15 protein-coding genes are annotated in these 14,362 nt (G+C 65.9%); 5 read left to right on the forward strand and 10 right to left on the reverse strand.

Translation table 11 applies throughout. The features are described 5' to 3' along the window. Window positions 1–69: 69 nt before the first annotated feature. From C2L66_RS33200 to C2L66_RS33210, 3 genes are all read left to right on the forward strand, one after another. A complete protein-coding gene (locus C2L66_RS33200; protein WP_007585164.1) occupies window positions 70–234 on the forward strand; it encodes an FmdB family zinc ribbon protein in 165 nt (54 codons plus the stop codon). Between the two features lie 288 nt (window positions 235–522). Then, complete coding sequence (locus C2L66_RS33205) at window positions 523–783, forward strand: hypothetical protein (protein WP_054932051.1); 261 nt, start codon at window positions 523–525, stop codon at window positions 781–783. A gap of 356 nt (window positions 784–1,139) precedes the next feature. Further along, window positions 1,140–2,657: a sensor domain-containing diguanylate cyclase gene (locus tag C2L66_RS33210; protein WP_176056899.1), complete on the forward strand. Its 1,518-nt coding sequence runs from the start codon at window positions 1,140–1,142 to the stop codon at window positions 2,655–2,657. A 30-nt stretch (window positions 2,658–2,687) separates the two neighbouring features. Here C2L66_RS33210 and C2L66_RS33215 read toward each other — a convergent pair whose 3' ends face one another. The 9 genes from C2L66_RS33215 to C2L66_RS33255 all read right to left on the reverse strand — a co-directional run bounded on the left by C2L66_RS33215 (window position 2,688) and on the right by C2L66_RS33255 (window position 11,022). After that, on the reverse strand, window positions 2,688–3,041 hold the full coding sequence (locus C2L66_RS33215) for a RidA family protein (RefSeq protein WP_054932053.1): 354 nt from the start codon (window positions 3,039–3,041) through the stop codon (window positions 2,688–2,690). A gap of 66 nt (window positions 3,042–3,107) precedes the next feature. After that, window positions 3,108–4,274, reverse strand: a complete 1,167-nt coding sequence (locus C2L66_RS33220) for an NAD(P)/FAD-dependent oxidoreductase (protein ID WP_176056900.1) — start codon at window positions 4,272–4,274, stop codon at window positions 3,108–3,110. A gap of 7 nt (window positions 4,275–4,281) precedes the next feature. Beyond that, complete coding sequence (locus C2L66_RS33225) at window positions 4,282–5,700, reverse strand: FAD/NAD(P)-dependent oxidoreductase (protein WP_060607820.1); 1,419 nt, start codon at window positions 5,698–5,700, stop codon at window positions 4,282–4,284. Next, window positions 5,690–6,031, reverse strand: a complete 342-nt coding sequence (locus C2L66_RS33230) for a (2Fe-2S)-binding protein (protein WP_035995056.1) — start codon at window positions 6,029–6,031, stop codon at window positions 5,690–5,692. The genes C2L66_RS33225 and C2L66_RS33230 overlap by 11 nt, the downstream gene beginning before the upstream one ends. Before the next feature lie 7 nt (window positions 6,032–6,038). Further along, window positions 6,039–7,175, reverse strand: coding sequence for an NAD(P)/FAD-dependent oxidoreductase (locus C2L66_RS33235; RefSeq protein ID WP_060607823.1), 1,137 nt, complete (start codon window positions 7,173–7,175; stop codon window positions 6,039–6,041). After that, window positions 7,172–7,969, reverse strand: coding sequence for an ABC transporter permease (locus C2L66_RS33240; protein WP_054932057.1), 798 nt, complete (start codon window positions 7,967–7,969; stop codon window positions 7,172–7,174). Before C2L66_RS33240 ends, C2L66_RS33235 begins: the two co-directional genes overlap by 4 nt. A gap of 4 nt (window positions 7,970–7,973) precedes the next feature. Beyond that, window positions 7,974–8,846, reverse strand: coding sequence for an ABC transporter permease (locus tag C2L66_RS33245; protein ID WP_060607826.1), 873 nt, complete (start codon window positions 8,844–8,846; stop codon window positions 7,974–7,976). Next, complete coding sequence (locus C2L66_RS33250; RefSeq protein WP_060607829.1) at window positions 8,833–9,903, reverse strand: ABC transporter ATP-binding protein; 1,071 nt, start codon at window positions 9,901–9,903, stop codon at window positions 8,833–8,835. The genes C2L66_RS33245 and C2L66_RS33250 overlap by 14 nt, the downstream gene beginning before the upstream one ends. 54 nt (window positions 9,904–9,957) lie before the next feature. Continuing rightward, window positions 9,958–11,022, reverse strand: a complete 1,065-nt coding sequence (locus tag C2L66_RS33255) for an ABC transporter substrate-binding protein (RefSeq protein WP_054932070.1) — start codon at window positions 11,020–11,022, stop codon at window positions 9,958–9,960. 135 nt (window positions 11,023–11,157) lie between these two features. On the opposite strand from C2L66_RS33255, the gene C2L66_RS33260 reads away from it, so the two are divergent. Beyond that, on the forward strand, window positions 11,158–12,120 hold the full coding sequence (locus tag C2L66_RS33260) for a LysR substrate-binding domain-containing protein (RefSeq protein ID WP_060607832.1): 963 nt from the start codon (window positions 11,158–11,160) through the stop codon (window positions 12,118–12,120). 57 nt (window positions 12,121–12,177) lie between these two features. On the opposite strand, the gene ppnP is transcribed toward C2L66_RS33260, so the two are convergent. Then, window positions 12,178–12,498 carry a pyrimidine/purine nucleoside phosphorylase gene (gene ppnP, locus C2L66_RS33265; RefSeq protein WP_007730846.1) on the reverse strand — a complete coding sequence of 107 codons (321 nt, stop codon included), beginning with the start codon at window positions 12,496–12,498 and terminating at the stop codon, window positions 12,178–12,180. A gap of 445 nt (window positions 12,499–12,943) precedes the next feature. Between ppnP and C2L66_RS33275 the strand changes: the two genes are divergently transcribed. Continuing rightward, window positions 12,944–14,326 carry an MFS transporter gene (locus tag C2L66_RS33275; protein WP_054932061.1) on the forward strand — a complete coding sequence of 461 codons (1,383 nt, stop codon included), beginning with the start codon at window positions 12,944–12,946 and terminating at the stop codon, window positions 14,324–14,326. Window positions 14,327–14,362 lie beyond the last annotated feature (36 nt).

The raw sequence follows: 14,362 nt of genomic DNA on the forward strand, positions 1-14,362 counted from the left end.
TGCCGTATGCGTTTTCGCGGCGATGCGGTTTTGCATCCGCATCCAATTCTTCCGCATCGGAGAATGAGCATGCCGACCTATCAGTATCGTTGCGAGAGTTGTGGGGAAAAGTTCGAGCACGCGGAGCACGTCGCAGAACATGCAACGGCGCAGCTGAAATGTCCTAAATGCGGAAGCGACAAGGTGCAGCACGCGCCGACACCGTTCGTCGCGAAGACGTCGCGCAAGAGTTGAGCGCGTGGCATTGTTAGAGGCACGCAGATGAAACCGTGCGACGCATGCAAGGCGTTAGCAGGAAAGCCGTCGTCAGCGCCGCCGCATGGCGATTTGAGCGCGATGGGTGCTGACGTCAAAGTGTCGCCGGGGTCTTCCGTCGAACGCTGTGACGAATACCGTTGTACCGTCTGTGGTAACTGGATGCTGAGGAACACGCCTGGCGTCTGGTTGCTGCGCAATCCGTCGGGCGCATCCACCGCGTGAACGCGCGGCGCTCGCTAGCGGAAATTTTCGATCGAGGTCGTGATGGCATGGCTTGTCATTCTGCACGGCGCATATTGGCGCAACGTTTCGCACGACGTATTCAGCGAACATCCGAGAGAGGACGACTGGAGCCAGTTGGCGTGCGACACCTTCGACGCAAGCGAAGGCATGTGCGAAGCCGAAGTGGATGGCCTGAAAATCCTGATTCCGCGCAATACGGTGATTGCCGCCGTGAACCTGCAGGATCGCGAGCAGGCAAAAGGTTTTGCCTTGCCTGTCCGTGACGGGCAAGCACATCGTTGACTGCGCACGCGGCAACGTCGCGAACATCATCGACCTGGCTCGAGGTCGGCAATCGTTTTAACCCTCCTTCAGGCGTGACCGGCCGCGAATTGCCGCTCACGCTTCTTCGCGCCGGCCGGCTCGATCAGGTCTGCATCGTCGAATACCCGTCCCCACGACTGCGCGCTCCACGGAATTTTGCGTGAGTAACATATACACGCAATCAGCACGAGCGGCCAAAATTACGGCATCATGCGTCACCTGGCGCTTGCGTAGCGTTTACCTCACTCAAGCCGCGTGTTTTCAGGCCGTTAAGTCAGCGAGCAAAGCTTGCCCCGCGATGGGCCGGAACACAGCGTCCTGACCACGGTCGAGCCATGTCCGAGAAGACTTCCATGTTCGATTCGCTACTGGCGACGCCCACGCCAGAGAAGGCCGTTGTCAGCCCGTCGGTGCGGGCAGCGCTGCTGTCCGCGCTGTTCGACAACGCATGGCCGTTGTTTCTGTCCGGCATCTCCAGCATCTTCGTGGCCGCTGTCGCGTGTTTCCGGCTGCATCAGACATGGACGGCGCTCTGGCTGATCGCCGATATCGCCGTGCTGGCCGCCCGCCTCGGGATCGTGCGCCTCTACGTGACACGCAGCCGCGTCGGCGAGGTGCATCCAGGCCCGTGGGCCGCCCGCTACGCGCCCGTCAGCCTGATTGCCTGTCTGCTGCTCGGCCTCGGCACGGCCGCGTGCTTTCTGTCGCCGGACAAGGAACTGGCCACGCTCGCGATCATGGTCGCGGCAGGCATCCTTGGCGGCATCGCGTCGCGCAACGCGGCGCTGCCGCGGCTCGCGATCGCGCAGATTTTTCTCGGCACGATACCCATCGGCATTGGCGCGCTGATCGCGCCGCAAAGCGGCGCATGGATTCTGGTGCCGCCGCTCGTTGCGTACAACGCGGCAATGGTCTCGGTGGTGCGACGCCACTACAACGGCCTCGTCGCGCTGATGACGGCCGAACAGCGCCACGCCGAACTGGCCGCGCGCTTCGACGCCGCGTTGGCGTACATGCCGCACGGGCTGTGCACCGTCGACGGCGCGGGCAAGGTCGTGATCGCCAACCGCCGCACGGCGGAACTGTTCGGCGCGACCGTCGAGATGCTCAAGCTCAACGTGCCGCTGCCCGAGTTCATCGGCCACGTCGGCATCGCGCAGTTCGGCGGGACGCTGCGCAAGCGGCTCGTCGAACGGTTCAGCGCGTGGCTGGGCGACGAGCGCAGCCCGATGGGCCTCGAACTGGAGGACGGCCGTCAGCTGGAATTGACCCGCAACCCGGTGCCGGACGGCAGCGCCGTCATCATCATCGAGGACGTGACCGAGCGGCGGCAGACAGAGGCGAAGATCTTGCACCTCGCGCGGCACGATGCGCTCACGGGCCTGCCGAACCGCCGCGAGTTGCGCGACCGGCTGGAGCAGATCCTGCTGGACCGCGCACGGATGAAGGGCGGGGCGATCGCGATGATGTATCTGGACCTCGACGGCTTCAAGCAGGTCAACGACCGGCTCGGCCATTGCGCGGGCGACGAGGTGCTCGAGACGGTCGCCTCGCGGCTATCGCGCGTGCTGCGTCCCGGTGAACTGGTCGCGCGGCTGGGCGGCGACGAGTTCGCGATCATCGCCGACCACACCACGCTACCTTCCGTTGTCGCACTGGCTCAGCGCGTGATTCGCGACATCGCGCTGCCATACCATCTGTCGACGGGCGAGGCCGTCAGCATCGGCACCAGCGTCGGTATTGCGCTGGCGGCGAACGACGATTCCGTCGACGGTTTGATCCGGCGCGCGGACCAGGCGCTGTATAGCGCGAAGCAGGCGGGCCGGGGCACGTATCGCGTAGCGAACGCTTAGCCAGACGGCGCGCGCTGCGACGCGCCGCCGTTACGCCAGCGCGACGACGGCAATCTCGACCAGCAGTTCCGGCGCGGCCAGCTTCGCTTCGACCGTCGCGCGGGTCGGCGCGCAGCCGGGCGCGACCCACGCGTCCCAGACGCTGTTCATGCCCGCGAAATCGCGCTCGATATTCGCGAGCCACACCTGAGCCGACACGAGACGCGTTTTGTCGACGCCCGCTTTCTCCAGAAAACCGTCGATCTTCGCCAGCACACTGGCCGTCTGGACTTTGACATCGGGCGCGTGATCGTTCGACGTCTGGCCGCCGATGAACACAAGCCCCGCCGCCTTGACGACACGGCTCATGCGCTGATTCGTTTCGATTCTTATGATATCGGACATACGCTGGTTTGCTCCTGGTTGAAGAGTCGAAAGCGCACCGGACAGGGCGCGCGTCATGCAATGGAATCAATGAGCGACGGCGCTCGCCGCCCGTTCGGAGGCGGAGGTCCGCGCGAAACGGTCGATCGCGAATGCATCGAGCGGCAACGACGCCTTGCCTTCGAGCACCAGCTCCGAAACGAGCCGCCCGCATGCCGGCCCGAGCTGAAAGCCGCTGCCGCAATAGCCGAACGAATAAACGAGATTCGACGCGCGGCGGCTCGCCGAGATCACGGGCAGCGAGTCGTCGGTAAAGGCTTCGACGCCCGCCCACGCGCGATTGACGCCGAGATGCCGCAAATGCGGAAACAGATCGACGACGGTATTCGCGCTGCGCACGAGGCGCGCGAAGTCGACCTCGCCGTGGCGGCCGTCGAGGTCGGCGATGCCGATCAGCTTGCCGCCGATCACCACCGTGCCGTTGTCGAACTGCTTGAACGACAGCGGGCGGCCCGTGGCGCCGAGCGTCGCCCGGCAGAAGGGCGCGACGCGATGCGTGACCATCAGCATCAGTCCTTCGGGATGAACGGGCACGTGTTCGCCGACCTGCGCGGCCAGTTGGCCCGCCCATGCGCCCGCTGTGATGACGAGCTTTTCCGCGCTGAACGCGCCGCGCGGCGTGTGCGCAAGCCAGCGTGTGCCGCGCTGTTCGATGCGGGTAGCAGGCGTGCCTTCGAAGAACTGCGCGCCGTGTCGCTGCGCTGCGAGCCGGAAGGCGGTCGTGGTCCTGAACGGCAACGCGTAGCCGTCGCGCTCGACCCAGATGCCGCCCGTCACGTGCGGCGCGAGCGCGGGCTCGAGTTCGAGCAGCGTCGCGCGGTCGATCAGTTTCTCGTGCGTGAAGCCATGCGCTTCGAGCAGCGCGACGCGTTCGCGGCAATCGTCGAGTTCGGCCTCCGTCTCGGCGATCTTCAACTGGCCGGAAGGCACGAAGCCGCCGTCGTCGCCGATCGTCTCGCGCAACGCGTGCCAGATCTCGCGCGACATCAGCGCCAGCGGAATTTCCGGCACAGGCCGTCCGAGCGTACGCACACCGCCCGCGTTCACACCCGACGAATGCCGCGCCACATAGTCGGCTTCGAGCACGATCACCGTCGCGCCGCGCGCGGCCAGATGAAACGCGGTGCTCGATCCGTGCAGGCCGCCGCCGATCACGAGCACATCGGCTTCACGCGTGACGGCGCAAGGGGACATGGCGGGGTCATTCACCGGCGAGTTCTCCGAGCGTGAGCGGCTTGATGGGCGGACGGATGCGGTAGTAGCCCACTTCGCCCGGCGGCACGTTGCGCGCGTGCGCGATGATCTCGGTGACGGTGAGGCCGCACATGCGCCCCTGGCACGGACCCATGCCGCAACGTCCGAACGATTTCGCCTGGTTTGGGCCGACGCAGCCGAGTTCGACGAAGCCGCGCACGTCGCCCGCCGTCACTTCTTCGCAGCGGCAGACGATCACCTCGTCGTGCGGAATGCGGTTCGCGTCGCGCGGACGGTACAGGCTGTCGAGAAACGGACGGATGCGCATCACGCTCGCCAGCGTGCGGCGATGCGGCGCGGCTTCCGTGTCGCGCGTGGCCGCGTCGATCGCGCCGAGCTGGCACAGGGCCTGGAGCGCGCTCAACGCGCCCTGTTCGGCGGCAGCCAGCGCGCCGCCGATACCGCCGCCGTCGCCCGCGATAAAGATGCCCGGCACGTCGAGCTCGCCCCATGCATCCGTGGTCGGCGCGAAGCACAGCTGCGCCGTGTCCCAGTGGTGTTGCGCGCGCAGCGAGAGCGTGAATTGCGTGTTCGGCACGACGCCCTGATGCAGCAGGATCACGCTGGCTTCCACCTTGTGCGCGCGGCCCTGGGTCGTGAAGCTCAGCGCGGCGGCGCGCTCGACGCCGTCGGCGTCGCGTCTGGATTCGATGCGCAGATCGTCGGCGGCCTCGAAGATCGGCACGCCCGCGTCGCGCAGCGTGCGGATCAGTTGCAGGCCCTTGCCGAGAAATGGCCACGCGCGCAACGCGGACAGCAGATGCTTCTTCGCGCGCCAGCGGTCCTCGTGACGCGTCGTATCGACCAGCGCGCGGATCGGCACACCCGCTCTCACGTACTGCCAGCCGAGCAGATAGAGCAGCGGGCCGCAGCCCGCCAGAACGGGCGGCTCGGCGGGTACTTCGCCCGCGCTTTTCAGCAGGATCTGCGCGGCGCCCGCCGTCAGCACGCCGGGCAGCGTCCAGCCGGGAATCGGAAACGGCCGCTCGAGCGCGCCCGTGGCGAGAATCACCCGCTGTGCGTCGAAGCTGCCGACCTTGCCGTCCTTCAGGTAATGCACGGCCCGCTCGCGCGTGACCTGCCACACGGACGCATGCGCGACATGGCGCGCGCCGGAGCGTGCGAACGCGTCGGCAATCGCGGCGCCCGCTGCGTAGTCCGGGCCGAGAATCTCCTTGCGGCGTGCGTCGGCGCGGCCAATCGCGCGATAAATCTGTCCGCCGACGGCATCCTGCTCGTCCAGCAGCACGACGGACAGACCGGCGCGCGCCGCGCGCGTTGCCGCGCTCATGCCGGCGGGACCGGCGCCCACCACGACGACATCGACGGCTTTGGATACGAACTCTGCTGCGTGTTCAGCGGCCATGAGCGTCCTCCAGCGAAACAGCGACGGGCGGCAGATCGCGCGCGCCTTCCTGCGAACGGATGCGCATCCCGTCGCGCACGGTCACCATGCAGCTTTGCCGGCTCGGCACGCCATCGATCTCGACCAGACACTCGAAGCACGCGCCCATCATGCAATACGGCGCGCGCGGCGCGCCGGACACGGGCGTTGCGCGGAAGCGCGCAATGCCGGAAGCCAGCAGCGCCGCGGCCACCGAGCGGCCGCCCGGCACGCGCAACGGCTGATCGTTGAACCAGATATCGACGGGCGCATCGGCGCCGGGCAGGGCCTTGAATAGCGGGGTGGAAGTCATGTCGGAATCAGTGAGCGGGAATGAGAGCAGGGGATTCGGTGAAGCGCGTGCCCGAAAACGCGGGCAGCTCGTCGGGCATCGCACCGCCGGCGATCCACGGCGCAACGCGTAACGCATGCGCGGCGGCGAGCGTCACGCCGCTGTGGCAGGTGACGACGAAGGCGCCCGGATGCGACGCAGACTGGTCGTAGATCGGAAAGCCGTCCGGACTGTAGACCCGCAGCGCAGCCCACGTGCGCACCAGCCGGACGTTCTTCAGCAACGGAAAGGCGCGCACGCCGCGCCGCGCGATGTCGGACAGCACGTGCGTGGTGGTGAAATCGTTCAGGCCGACTTCTTCCATCGAATCGCCGAACTGCACGGTGCCTTCGTCCGTTTGCCGGACGTTGAGCGTCGGGTAATGCAGGAACGGCGCGACGCGCTCGCTGATCAGCACCTGCCCGCGATTCGGCGCAACGGGCGCATGCAGCCCGACATGCGGCGCGAGCGCGCGATTGCCCAGGCCCGCCGCGAGCACCACGCGTGCCGCGCGATACGTGCCGCGCTTGCCTTGCACCGCGAAGCCGCCGCTGTCGGGCGCGATGCGCAGTGCTTCCTCGTTGTTGACGAGCTTCACGCCGCGCCGCTGCATGCCTGTGTGCAGCGCACGCAGCAGCTTGAGCGGATTGACGTGCCCGTCCATCGGCGTATAGCTCGCGCCGATCACGTCGGGGCCGATCTGCGGCACGCGTTCGCGCACTTCGCGCGCATCGAGCAACTGATACGGGTAGTCGCCGAGTTCGCGTTGCAGCGTGCCGAGCCGCTGGGCGCGGTCGGCGAGGTCGTCGTCGGAGAAACAGAAGTGAAAGCCGCCGGGCTGACGCAGCGCGACGTCGATCCCCGTTTCGTCTAGCAGCGCGGCGGCGAGCGCGGGCCAGCGCGTGGCCGAACTGCGCGACCAGCGCGCGTACGGCGACAGGCCGTAGCCCTTGCCCTGAATCCAGACCAGCCCGAAATTGCCGCGCGACGCGCGAAACGCGCCGTCGTCCTGGTCGAGCACGGTGACTTGCGCGCCTTCGCGCGCAAGGCCCCAGGCGACGGCGGAACCGACCAGCCCGCCGCCCAGCACGAGCACGTCGGGGTGGGCGGATGAGTTGCGGGTCATCGTGCTTCTCCAATCAATATGCGGTCCAGTCCGACCATGCGGTCGAGCAGCACCATCAGCAGAACCGTGCCGACGATCAGCACCGCCGAGACCGACGCGACGAGGGGATCGATGGTCTGCGCGATCTGGTTGTACATGGCGACGGGCAGCGTCGTGGTGCCGGGCGTCGCGACGAAAATGGTCATCGTCAGTTCGTCGAAGCTCTGGATGAACGACAGCACCCAGCCGCCCGCGACACCCGTGCGGATCATCGGCAGCACGACGCGGCGAAACGCGGTGAAGCGGCTCGCACCACACGACAGCGCGGCGCGCTCGGCGTCGCGGTCGAGGCCGACGGCGGAAGACAGCGCGAGCCGCAGCGCATACGGCAGCACGACGATCACGTGCGTCGCGACGAGCGCCCAGAACGAGCCGCTCAGATGCAGCAGCGACAGGAAGCGCAGGAACGCGATGCCGAGCACGACGGCGGGAATCATCATCGGCGAGAGGAAGAAACTCATCAGCGCGGCGCGGCCGGTGAAGCGGTAGCGCGCAATCGCCAGCGCGGCGGGCACCGCGAGCGCGACGCCGATGGTCGCTGCCGCAAACGCGAGCCGCACGGACAGCCAGAACGCCGACACGATGTCGCCGTTTTCCAGAATCGCGCGAAACCAGCGCAGCGACGCGCCGTCGAACGGCATCGAAATGAAGCCTTTATCGGTGAACGCGACCAGCATCACGACAACCAGCGGCGCGAGGATGAAAGAGAGGAACAACGCGTTGAACAACAGGCCCCAGAATCCGTTCTGTTTCATGGTGTCACTCGAAAACGTGCTTGAAACGGCGTTCGGCGAGACGGCTGCAACCCATCACGATCGCGACGTTCGCAACCAGCAGGAGCACCGCGATGCTTGCGCCGAGCGGCCAGTTCAGCGTGCCGAGGAATTCGTCGTAGGCAGCCGTCGCGACGACTTTCAGACGGCGCCCGCCGATCAGCGCAGGCGTCGCGAATGCCGACGCCGACAGCGCGAACACGATGATCGATCCGGACAGCACGCCGGGCATGATCTGCGGCAGCACCACGCGGCGAAACACGCGCAGCGGCGAGCCGCCGAGCGACAGCCCCGCCCACTCGACCTGCGGATCGAGCTTTTGCAGCGTCGCCCACACGGACATCACCATGAACGGCACCAGCACATGCGTGAGCGCGATGATCACGCCCGTCATCGTGAAGACGAGGCGGATCGGCTCGGACGTGATGTGCAGAGCCTGCAACGCGTTGTTCAGCACGCCGTTGTTGCCGAGCAGAATCTGCCAGCCGAGCGTGCGCACCACGACGGAGATCAGCAGCGGCCCGAGCACGATCAGCAGGCACAGCGACTGCCACGGCCGCTTCATGCGCGCGAGCACGATCGTTTCGGGCACCCCGAGCAGCACGCTCAGCAGCGTCACCGCGAGCGCGAGGCCCGCCGTGCGCAGGAAAATTTCCGCGTAGTACGGGTCGCTCACCACCTCGGCGTAGTTCTTGAGCGTGTACGCGGTCTGCACGCCCGCCACGTCGCTGAAGACGCGGAACGATAGCAGCAGCGTCAGCACGAGCGGCACGAGCAGTAGTGCGCCGAACAGCAGCAGGGCAGGCGCGGACAGCAGCCAGGGCGCGGCGCCTGCGCGCGAATCGTCAAGCGTTGCCATGGGCGCTCTCCCGGGGCAGCACGCGCAGATCGTCGTCGGTGAAAGCAAGTCCGACTTCGTGGCCTTCCTCGGGCGGCGGCGCGCCGTAATTCGGCTGCGCGACACGCAGCGTGCCGAGTTCGGTGTCGACTTCGAGCAGCCATTGATTGCCGATGAACACGCGGTTCGCGATGCGTCCATGCATACGCGCATCGCCATTCGCCAGACGCACTTTCTCGGGGCGGATATACACGTGCACCGCGCCTTCCACCTCGCGGCCTTCGTGCGGCACGTGCAGCGTCGTGCCCGCGACGTCGACGACCGCGCAACGCGGATTGCGTCCCAGCACTTCGCCGGGCAGCGTATTCGTGCGGCCGAGAAAGGTCGACGCGAACGGCGTGGCGGGGCGCTCATAGGCATCGAACGGCGTGCTCAGTTGCGCGATGCGCCCTTTGTGAAGCACGGCGATGCGATCGCTCATCGTCATTGCTTCGACCTGATCGTGGGTGACGAGGATCGTCGTGATGCCGAGGCGCTTCTGGATTGCGCGCAGTTCGATGTGCATTTCCTCGCGCAGCTTGGCGTCGAGATTCGACATCGGTTCGTCGAGCAACAGCAGTTCGGGACGCATCGCCAGCGCTCGCGCGATGGCGACGCGCTGGCGCTGGCCGCCCGACAGTTCCTTCGGATAACGCGCGTCGAGTCCTTTCAGGCGCACGAGATCGAGCGCTTCGGCAACGCGCACCGCGCGTTCTTCGCGCTTCATGTTGCGCATCTCCAGGCCGAAACCGACGTTGCCCGCCACCGTCATGTGCGGAAACAGCGCGTAGCTCTGGAACACGACGCCCATGCCGCGCTTTTCGGGGCGCTCTTGAGTGATGTCGCGGCCGCCCAGCGTGATGCGGCCCGCGCTCGGCGTGACGAAGCCGGCGATCATCTGCAGCGTGGTGGTCTTGCCGCAGCCGGACGGGCCGAGCAGCGACAGAAACTCGCCGCGTTCGACGGACAGATCGAGGTGCTCGACGGCGGTGAAGTCGCCGTAGCGCTTCGAGAGGCCTTGCAGGGTGAGGAAGGTCATGAGCGGCGGTCCTGTGCGGAGGCGGGCGTTGCGGCTGCGATGCGGCGGCGGTGCTTATCGCTCGACCGAGCGGTTCCAGCGCTCCGTCCATTCGGTGCGGTGCTGGTTGATCGTGGCCCAGTCCATCGCGGTCAGTTTGCTGACCTGATCTGGTCCGTACGGCACGCGCGCGGCCACCTCGGGCGTCAGCTTGACGGTCTTGTTGACCGGGCCGAGGCCGATGCCTTGCGCCTGCATCGCCTGAACCTCGGGGCTGAGCAGGTACTGGATGAAGTCCTGCGAAAGCTTGGGCTGCGCGTTCTCCGCCACCGGGCACGCCGCGACCTGCAACGCGACGCCGCCTTCCTTCGGATAGACGAACTTGAGCGGAAAGCCGGTGTTCTGCAGCGCGACCGCGCGGCCGCTGCCGTACGGCGCGATGATGACGTCGCCCGCCTGCATCAGACCGTCCATCTCGCCGGGCGTCGGCGCCCACGACAGCACGTCGGGCGCGACCTGCTGCGTCATCGCGGTGAAGCCGGGGTCGATGTTCTTCTCGCCGCCGCCATTCAGGCGCGCCAGCATCACGAGCGTATGCAGGCCATATGTGTTGGTGATGGGCGGCACGCCGAGCTTGCCCTTCAGGCGCTTGTCGGTCAGCACCTGCCACGAGTCGGGCGCGGGCAGGCCGAGCTTCCTGAACGCCTGTTCGTTGTAGCCAATGCCCGTCGCCACCATGCCGACGCCGACGGCCGTGGGGCCGAGCCGCGCGAGCGGATAGAGATCCTTCATCACGGGCGCCTCGTCGACCTTTGCGCACAGGCCGAGCTGCATCGCCTGGTACATCGGGCCGTCGTCCATTACCGCGACATTGATCTGCTGATGCCCTTTCTGCGCCTGGAGCTTCGCGAGCGTGTCGCTCGAATTCCCCGCTACATAGACGATCTTCACGTCATGCGCCTTCTCGAACGGCGGAATGATCTTCTGACGATAGAGCTGCTCGTTGGAGCCGCCGACGTTCGCGACATACAAGGTCGTCTCGGCGTGCGCGTGAAAGGGCGCGCTCAGACAGGCGGTAGAGAGGGCGGCGGAGAGAACACGGATCGTAAGACGGCAACGGCGGCGCAGCGTTTCTTGCATGACGACGATCTCCATTCAATGTGGGAAGGGACGCTCTGGCGGCGTGTCAATGGATCACAGTCTGGTCCGCAATGGTCATATCGTCCAATACGAATAAAATAGCTATCCATACATGGTTGATATGGGTTGAGGACGATGAACCTGAAGCATATCGAGGCGTTTCGCGCGGTGATGGTGGCGGGGTCGATGACGGCGGCGGCGAAGGCGCTCTTCACCTCGCAGCCGAACGTGAGCCGGCTGATCTCGCAGCTCGAACGGGAGACGGGCTTGCTGCTGTTTCAGCGCAGCGGCGTGCGGCTGATTCCGACCAGCGAGGGCACGGCATTCTTTCGTGAAGTGGAGCGCGCGTATGTCGGCCTGCAGGGACTCACCAACGCCGCTGCGCAGATTCGCAACCTGGGCAGCGGACGTCTGCGTATCGCGGCGATGCCGTCAGCGGGGCTGACGCTCGTGCCGCATGCGATCAAGCGCTTTCAGGACTTGCATCCGGGCGTGACCGTGTCGCTGCACGTGAACACTTCAGGCACGGTCAATCACTGGACGGCATCGCAGTTCTGCGATCTGGGCGTGGCGGTGTATATCAGCGAGGCGTCGAATTGCGAAGTCGAGATGCTGTCGACCGTCGCCGCCGTTTGCGTGATGCCTGCTGCGCACCGGCTGGCTGCGAAGGCGGTCATCAAGCCCGCCGATCTGCAAGGCGAATCGTTTATTTCGCTGTGTCACGGCGACGGCACGCGCGCGCAGATGGACGAGGTGTTCGTGCGCGCGGGCGTCGAACGCAAGCTCGCGATCGAGGCGCAATACACGGCGATCTGCTGCGAGCTGGTGCGTTGCGGAATGGGCGTGACGCTTGCGCATCCGGGCGTGGCGCTGGATTTCGCCGGGCCGGATATCGCCATCCGGCCATTCGCCCCAGCGGTGATGTTTCCGATGTATCTGCTGTTCCCGCCGAATCAGCCACGCGAGCGGCTGGCGTCGGCGTTCGTCGAAGTGCTCCGCACGGAGCATGAGGAAGTGATGGAGAAGCTGGCGCGGATCGTCCCCGACTCACGGTCGAAACGCACGCGCAAGCAAAACGCCAAACGGGCGAAGCCATGACGCGAGGGGAGGTTGCCGCGCACGCATGTGCGTCGTCGCGGCAACACGCACGAGTCGTTACAGATAGCTGCAAACGTAGTCGAGCGTTTCGACCACGTCGATATCGAAGCGGCTCTTGCCGGGCACCGAGAACGTCTCGCCTGCGCTGTACGTTTTCCACTCGTCGCTGCCTTCCAGGCGGATGCGGCAGGTGCCCGCCTGCACTTCCATCAGTTCGGGTGCGTCGGTGCCGAAGTTGAGCGTGCCGGGGAGAATCACGCCGAGCGTCTTGCGGGTGCCGTCGGCAAAGAGCACGGTGTGCGATACGCACTTGCCGTCGAAGTAGACGTTGGCGCGTTTGACAACGGAAACCTGATCGAATTGGGTTGCGGCCGTCATGGCGGTGTTCCTTTGGGTCGTTGTGAATGAAGGCAGAAGCGCCGCATGAAGGCGGCGGCGCGAGGCCGCCATGATACAGCCTGGCTGCGGCGGGGTTCGGAATCCCGGCGTCGGCAGCGGGGACGCGACAAACCCGTGGGCATCCTGAACTCGGCTGGCTTCTTCGCGGCGTTTTCTTCAGTTCATCCGCCGCATGGTGGACACCGGATTCCTGCCGGCCGCGCACCGTCATTCGACGCACTGCAGCAGGCTGCCCGAAGCACCGTCCGACACGCCGCCAGAACCCGGAGAAACCCTCGGAGCGTTCGATCATCGCGCAGTCGTGCGCGATGATCGAACAAAAAGTGGCGATAATCCCTTGTGCGATAGGCCCTCGGGGCGCTACGCTGCGCTCCATCCTGTCGACATTCAGATAGTCGTCAGCCTACAAAGCTAGGAGACAACCATGACCGCAGTCCCGGCTCACGAGCCCAAGGGTAAGCATCAGTCGAAGAAGGCCGCCGCCAGCGGCTGGATCGGATCGGCGCTTGAATACTACGATTTCTTCATCTACGCGACCGCCTCGGCGCTGATCTTTCCGCAGATATTCTTTCCCAAGGGCAATGCGACGACCGCTATCGTCGCGTCGCTGGCAACGTACGGCGTGGGCTACGTGGCGCGGCCAATCGGCGCCTTCGTGCTCGGCCACCTCGGCGATACGCACGGCCGCAAGAAAGTACTGCTCGCATGCATGTTCCTGATGGGCTTCTCGACGATCGGCGTTGGCCTGTTGCCCACGTACGATCAGGTCGGGGTGCTGGCGCCTGTGTTTCTCGTGCTGCTGCGTCTGGTGCAGGGCTTCGCGGTGGCGGGTGAAATCTCCGGCGCAAGCTCGATGATTCTGGAGCACGCGCCGTTCGGCCGGCGCGGCTTCTATTCCAGCTTCACGCTGCAAGGCGTGCAGGCCGGGCAGATTCTGGCAGCCGCCGTGTTCCTGCCGCTTGCGCACTACATGCCCGCCGAGCAGTTCAATACCTGGGGCTGGCGCATTCCGTTCCTGATGAGCTTCGTGGTCATCATCGCGGGCTGGGTCATTCGCCGCAAGGTCGACGAGACGCCCGCGTTCAAGGAAGAAGGCAGCGCCGCACGTGCCCGCTCGCCGATCGTCGATGCCTTCAAGTACAACACGCCCAACATGTTGCGCGTGATCTGCATGGCGCTGATGAACGTGATTCCCGTCGTGGCGACCATCTTCGGCGCGGCGTATGCGGTGCAGCCGGCCTACGGCATCGGCTTCGCGAAGGACATGTACCTGTGGATCCCCGTCGTCGGCAATATCGTCGCCGTGCTGGTGATTCCGTACGTCGGCAATCTGTCGGACAAGATCGGCCGCCGCCCGCCCATCATCATCGGTTCGCTGCTGTCGGGCTTGCTGGCGTTCGCGTACCTTTACGCCATCAGCATCCACAGCGTGTCGCTCGCCTTCGTGATGTCGATCCTGATGTGGGGCGTGGTCTATCAGGGCTACAACGCCGTGTTCCCGAGCTTCTACCCCGAACTGTTCCCGACGGCCACCCGCGTCTCGGCGATGGCGATTGCGCAGAACATCGGCACCGCGATCACCGCCATGCTGCCCGCGCTGTTCACGGCTGTGGCGCCTCCGGGGTCCAGCAATATCTGGTTGACGGTCGGCGGCCTCGCGTTCGCGGTCACCATCATCGCCGCACTGGCCGCGTTCAGCGCCCGCGAGACATACCGTGTGCATATGGACGAACTCGGCAAGCCCGATGCGCATCCCGTCGATAAAACCGAGTACGACGCCGCGCGGGCTGCGTCATTCGCCCACTGAAGCACGCTGACACCCGCCGAGCAGAACCTGACGCCT

Origin of the sequence: Paraburkholderia caribensis (assembly GCF_002902945.1) — a bacterium.
Lineage (GTDB): Bacteria > Pseudomonadota > Gammaproteobacteria > Burkholderiales > Burkholderiaceae > Paraburkholderia > Paraburkholderia caribensis.

Coding starts and splice junctions, on each gene's coding strand:
- ppnP (WP_007730846.1), bottom strand. CDS start 12,498: ATGACGGCCGCAACCCAATTCGATCAGGTTTCCGTTGTCAAACGCGCC.
- C2L66_RS33250 (WP_060607829.1), bottom strand. CDS start 9,903: ATGACCTTCCTCACCCTGCAAGGCCTCTCGAAGCGCTACGGCGACTTC.
- C2L66_RS33260 (WP_060607832.1), top strand. CDS start 11,158: ATGAACCTGAAGCATATCGAGGCGTTTCGCGCGGTGATGGTGGCGGGG.
- C2L66_RS33220 (WP_176056900.1), bottom strand. CDS start 4,274: ATGTCCCCTTGCGCCGTCACGCGTGAAGCCGATGTGCTCGTGATCGGC.
- C2L66_RS33225 (WP_060607820.1), bottom strand. CDS start 5,700: ATGGCCGCTGAACACGCAGCAGAGTTCGTATCCAAAGCCGTCGATGTC.
- C2L66_RS33240 (WP_054932057.1), bottom strand. CDS start 7,969: ATGAAACAGAACGGATTCTGGGGCCTGTTGTTCAACGCGTTGTTCCTC.
- C2L66_RS33230 (WP_035995056.1), bottom strand. CDS start 6,031: ATGACTTCCACCCCGCTATTCAAGGCCCTGCCCGGCGCCGATGCGCCC.
- C2L66_RS33215 (WP_054932053.1), bottom strand. CDS start 3,041: ATGTCCGATATCATAAGAATCGAAACGAATCAGCGCATGAGCCGTGTC.
- C2L66_RS33200 (WP_007585164.1), top strand. CDS start 70: ATGCCGACCTATCAGTATCGTTGCGAGAGTTGTGGGGAAAAGTTCGAG.
- C2L66_RS33235 (WP_060607823.1), bottom strand. CDS start 7,175: ATGACCCGCAACTCATCCGCCCACCCCGACGTGCTCGTGCTGGGCGGC.
- C2L66_RS33210 (WP_176056899.1), top strand. CDS start 1,140: ATGTCCGAGAAGACTTCCATGTTCGATTCGCTACTGGCGACGCCCACG.
- C2L66_RS33245 (WP_060607826.1), bottom strand. CDS start 8,846: ATGGCAACGCTTGACGATTCGCGCGCAGGCGCCGCGCCCTGGCTGCTG.
- C2L66_RS33205 (WP_054932051.1), top strand. CDS start 523: ATGGCATGGCTTGTCATTCTGCACGGCGCATATTGGCGCAACGTTTCG.
- C2L66_RS33255 (WP_054932070.1), bottom strand. CDS start 11,022: ATGCAAGAAACGCTGCGCCGCCGTTGCCGTCTTACGATCCGTGTTCTC.
- C2L66_RS33275 (WP_054932061.1), top strand. CDS start 12,944: ATGACCGCAGTCCCGGCTCACGAGCCCAAGGGTAAGCATCAGTCGAAG.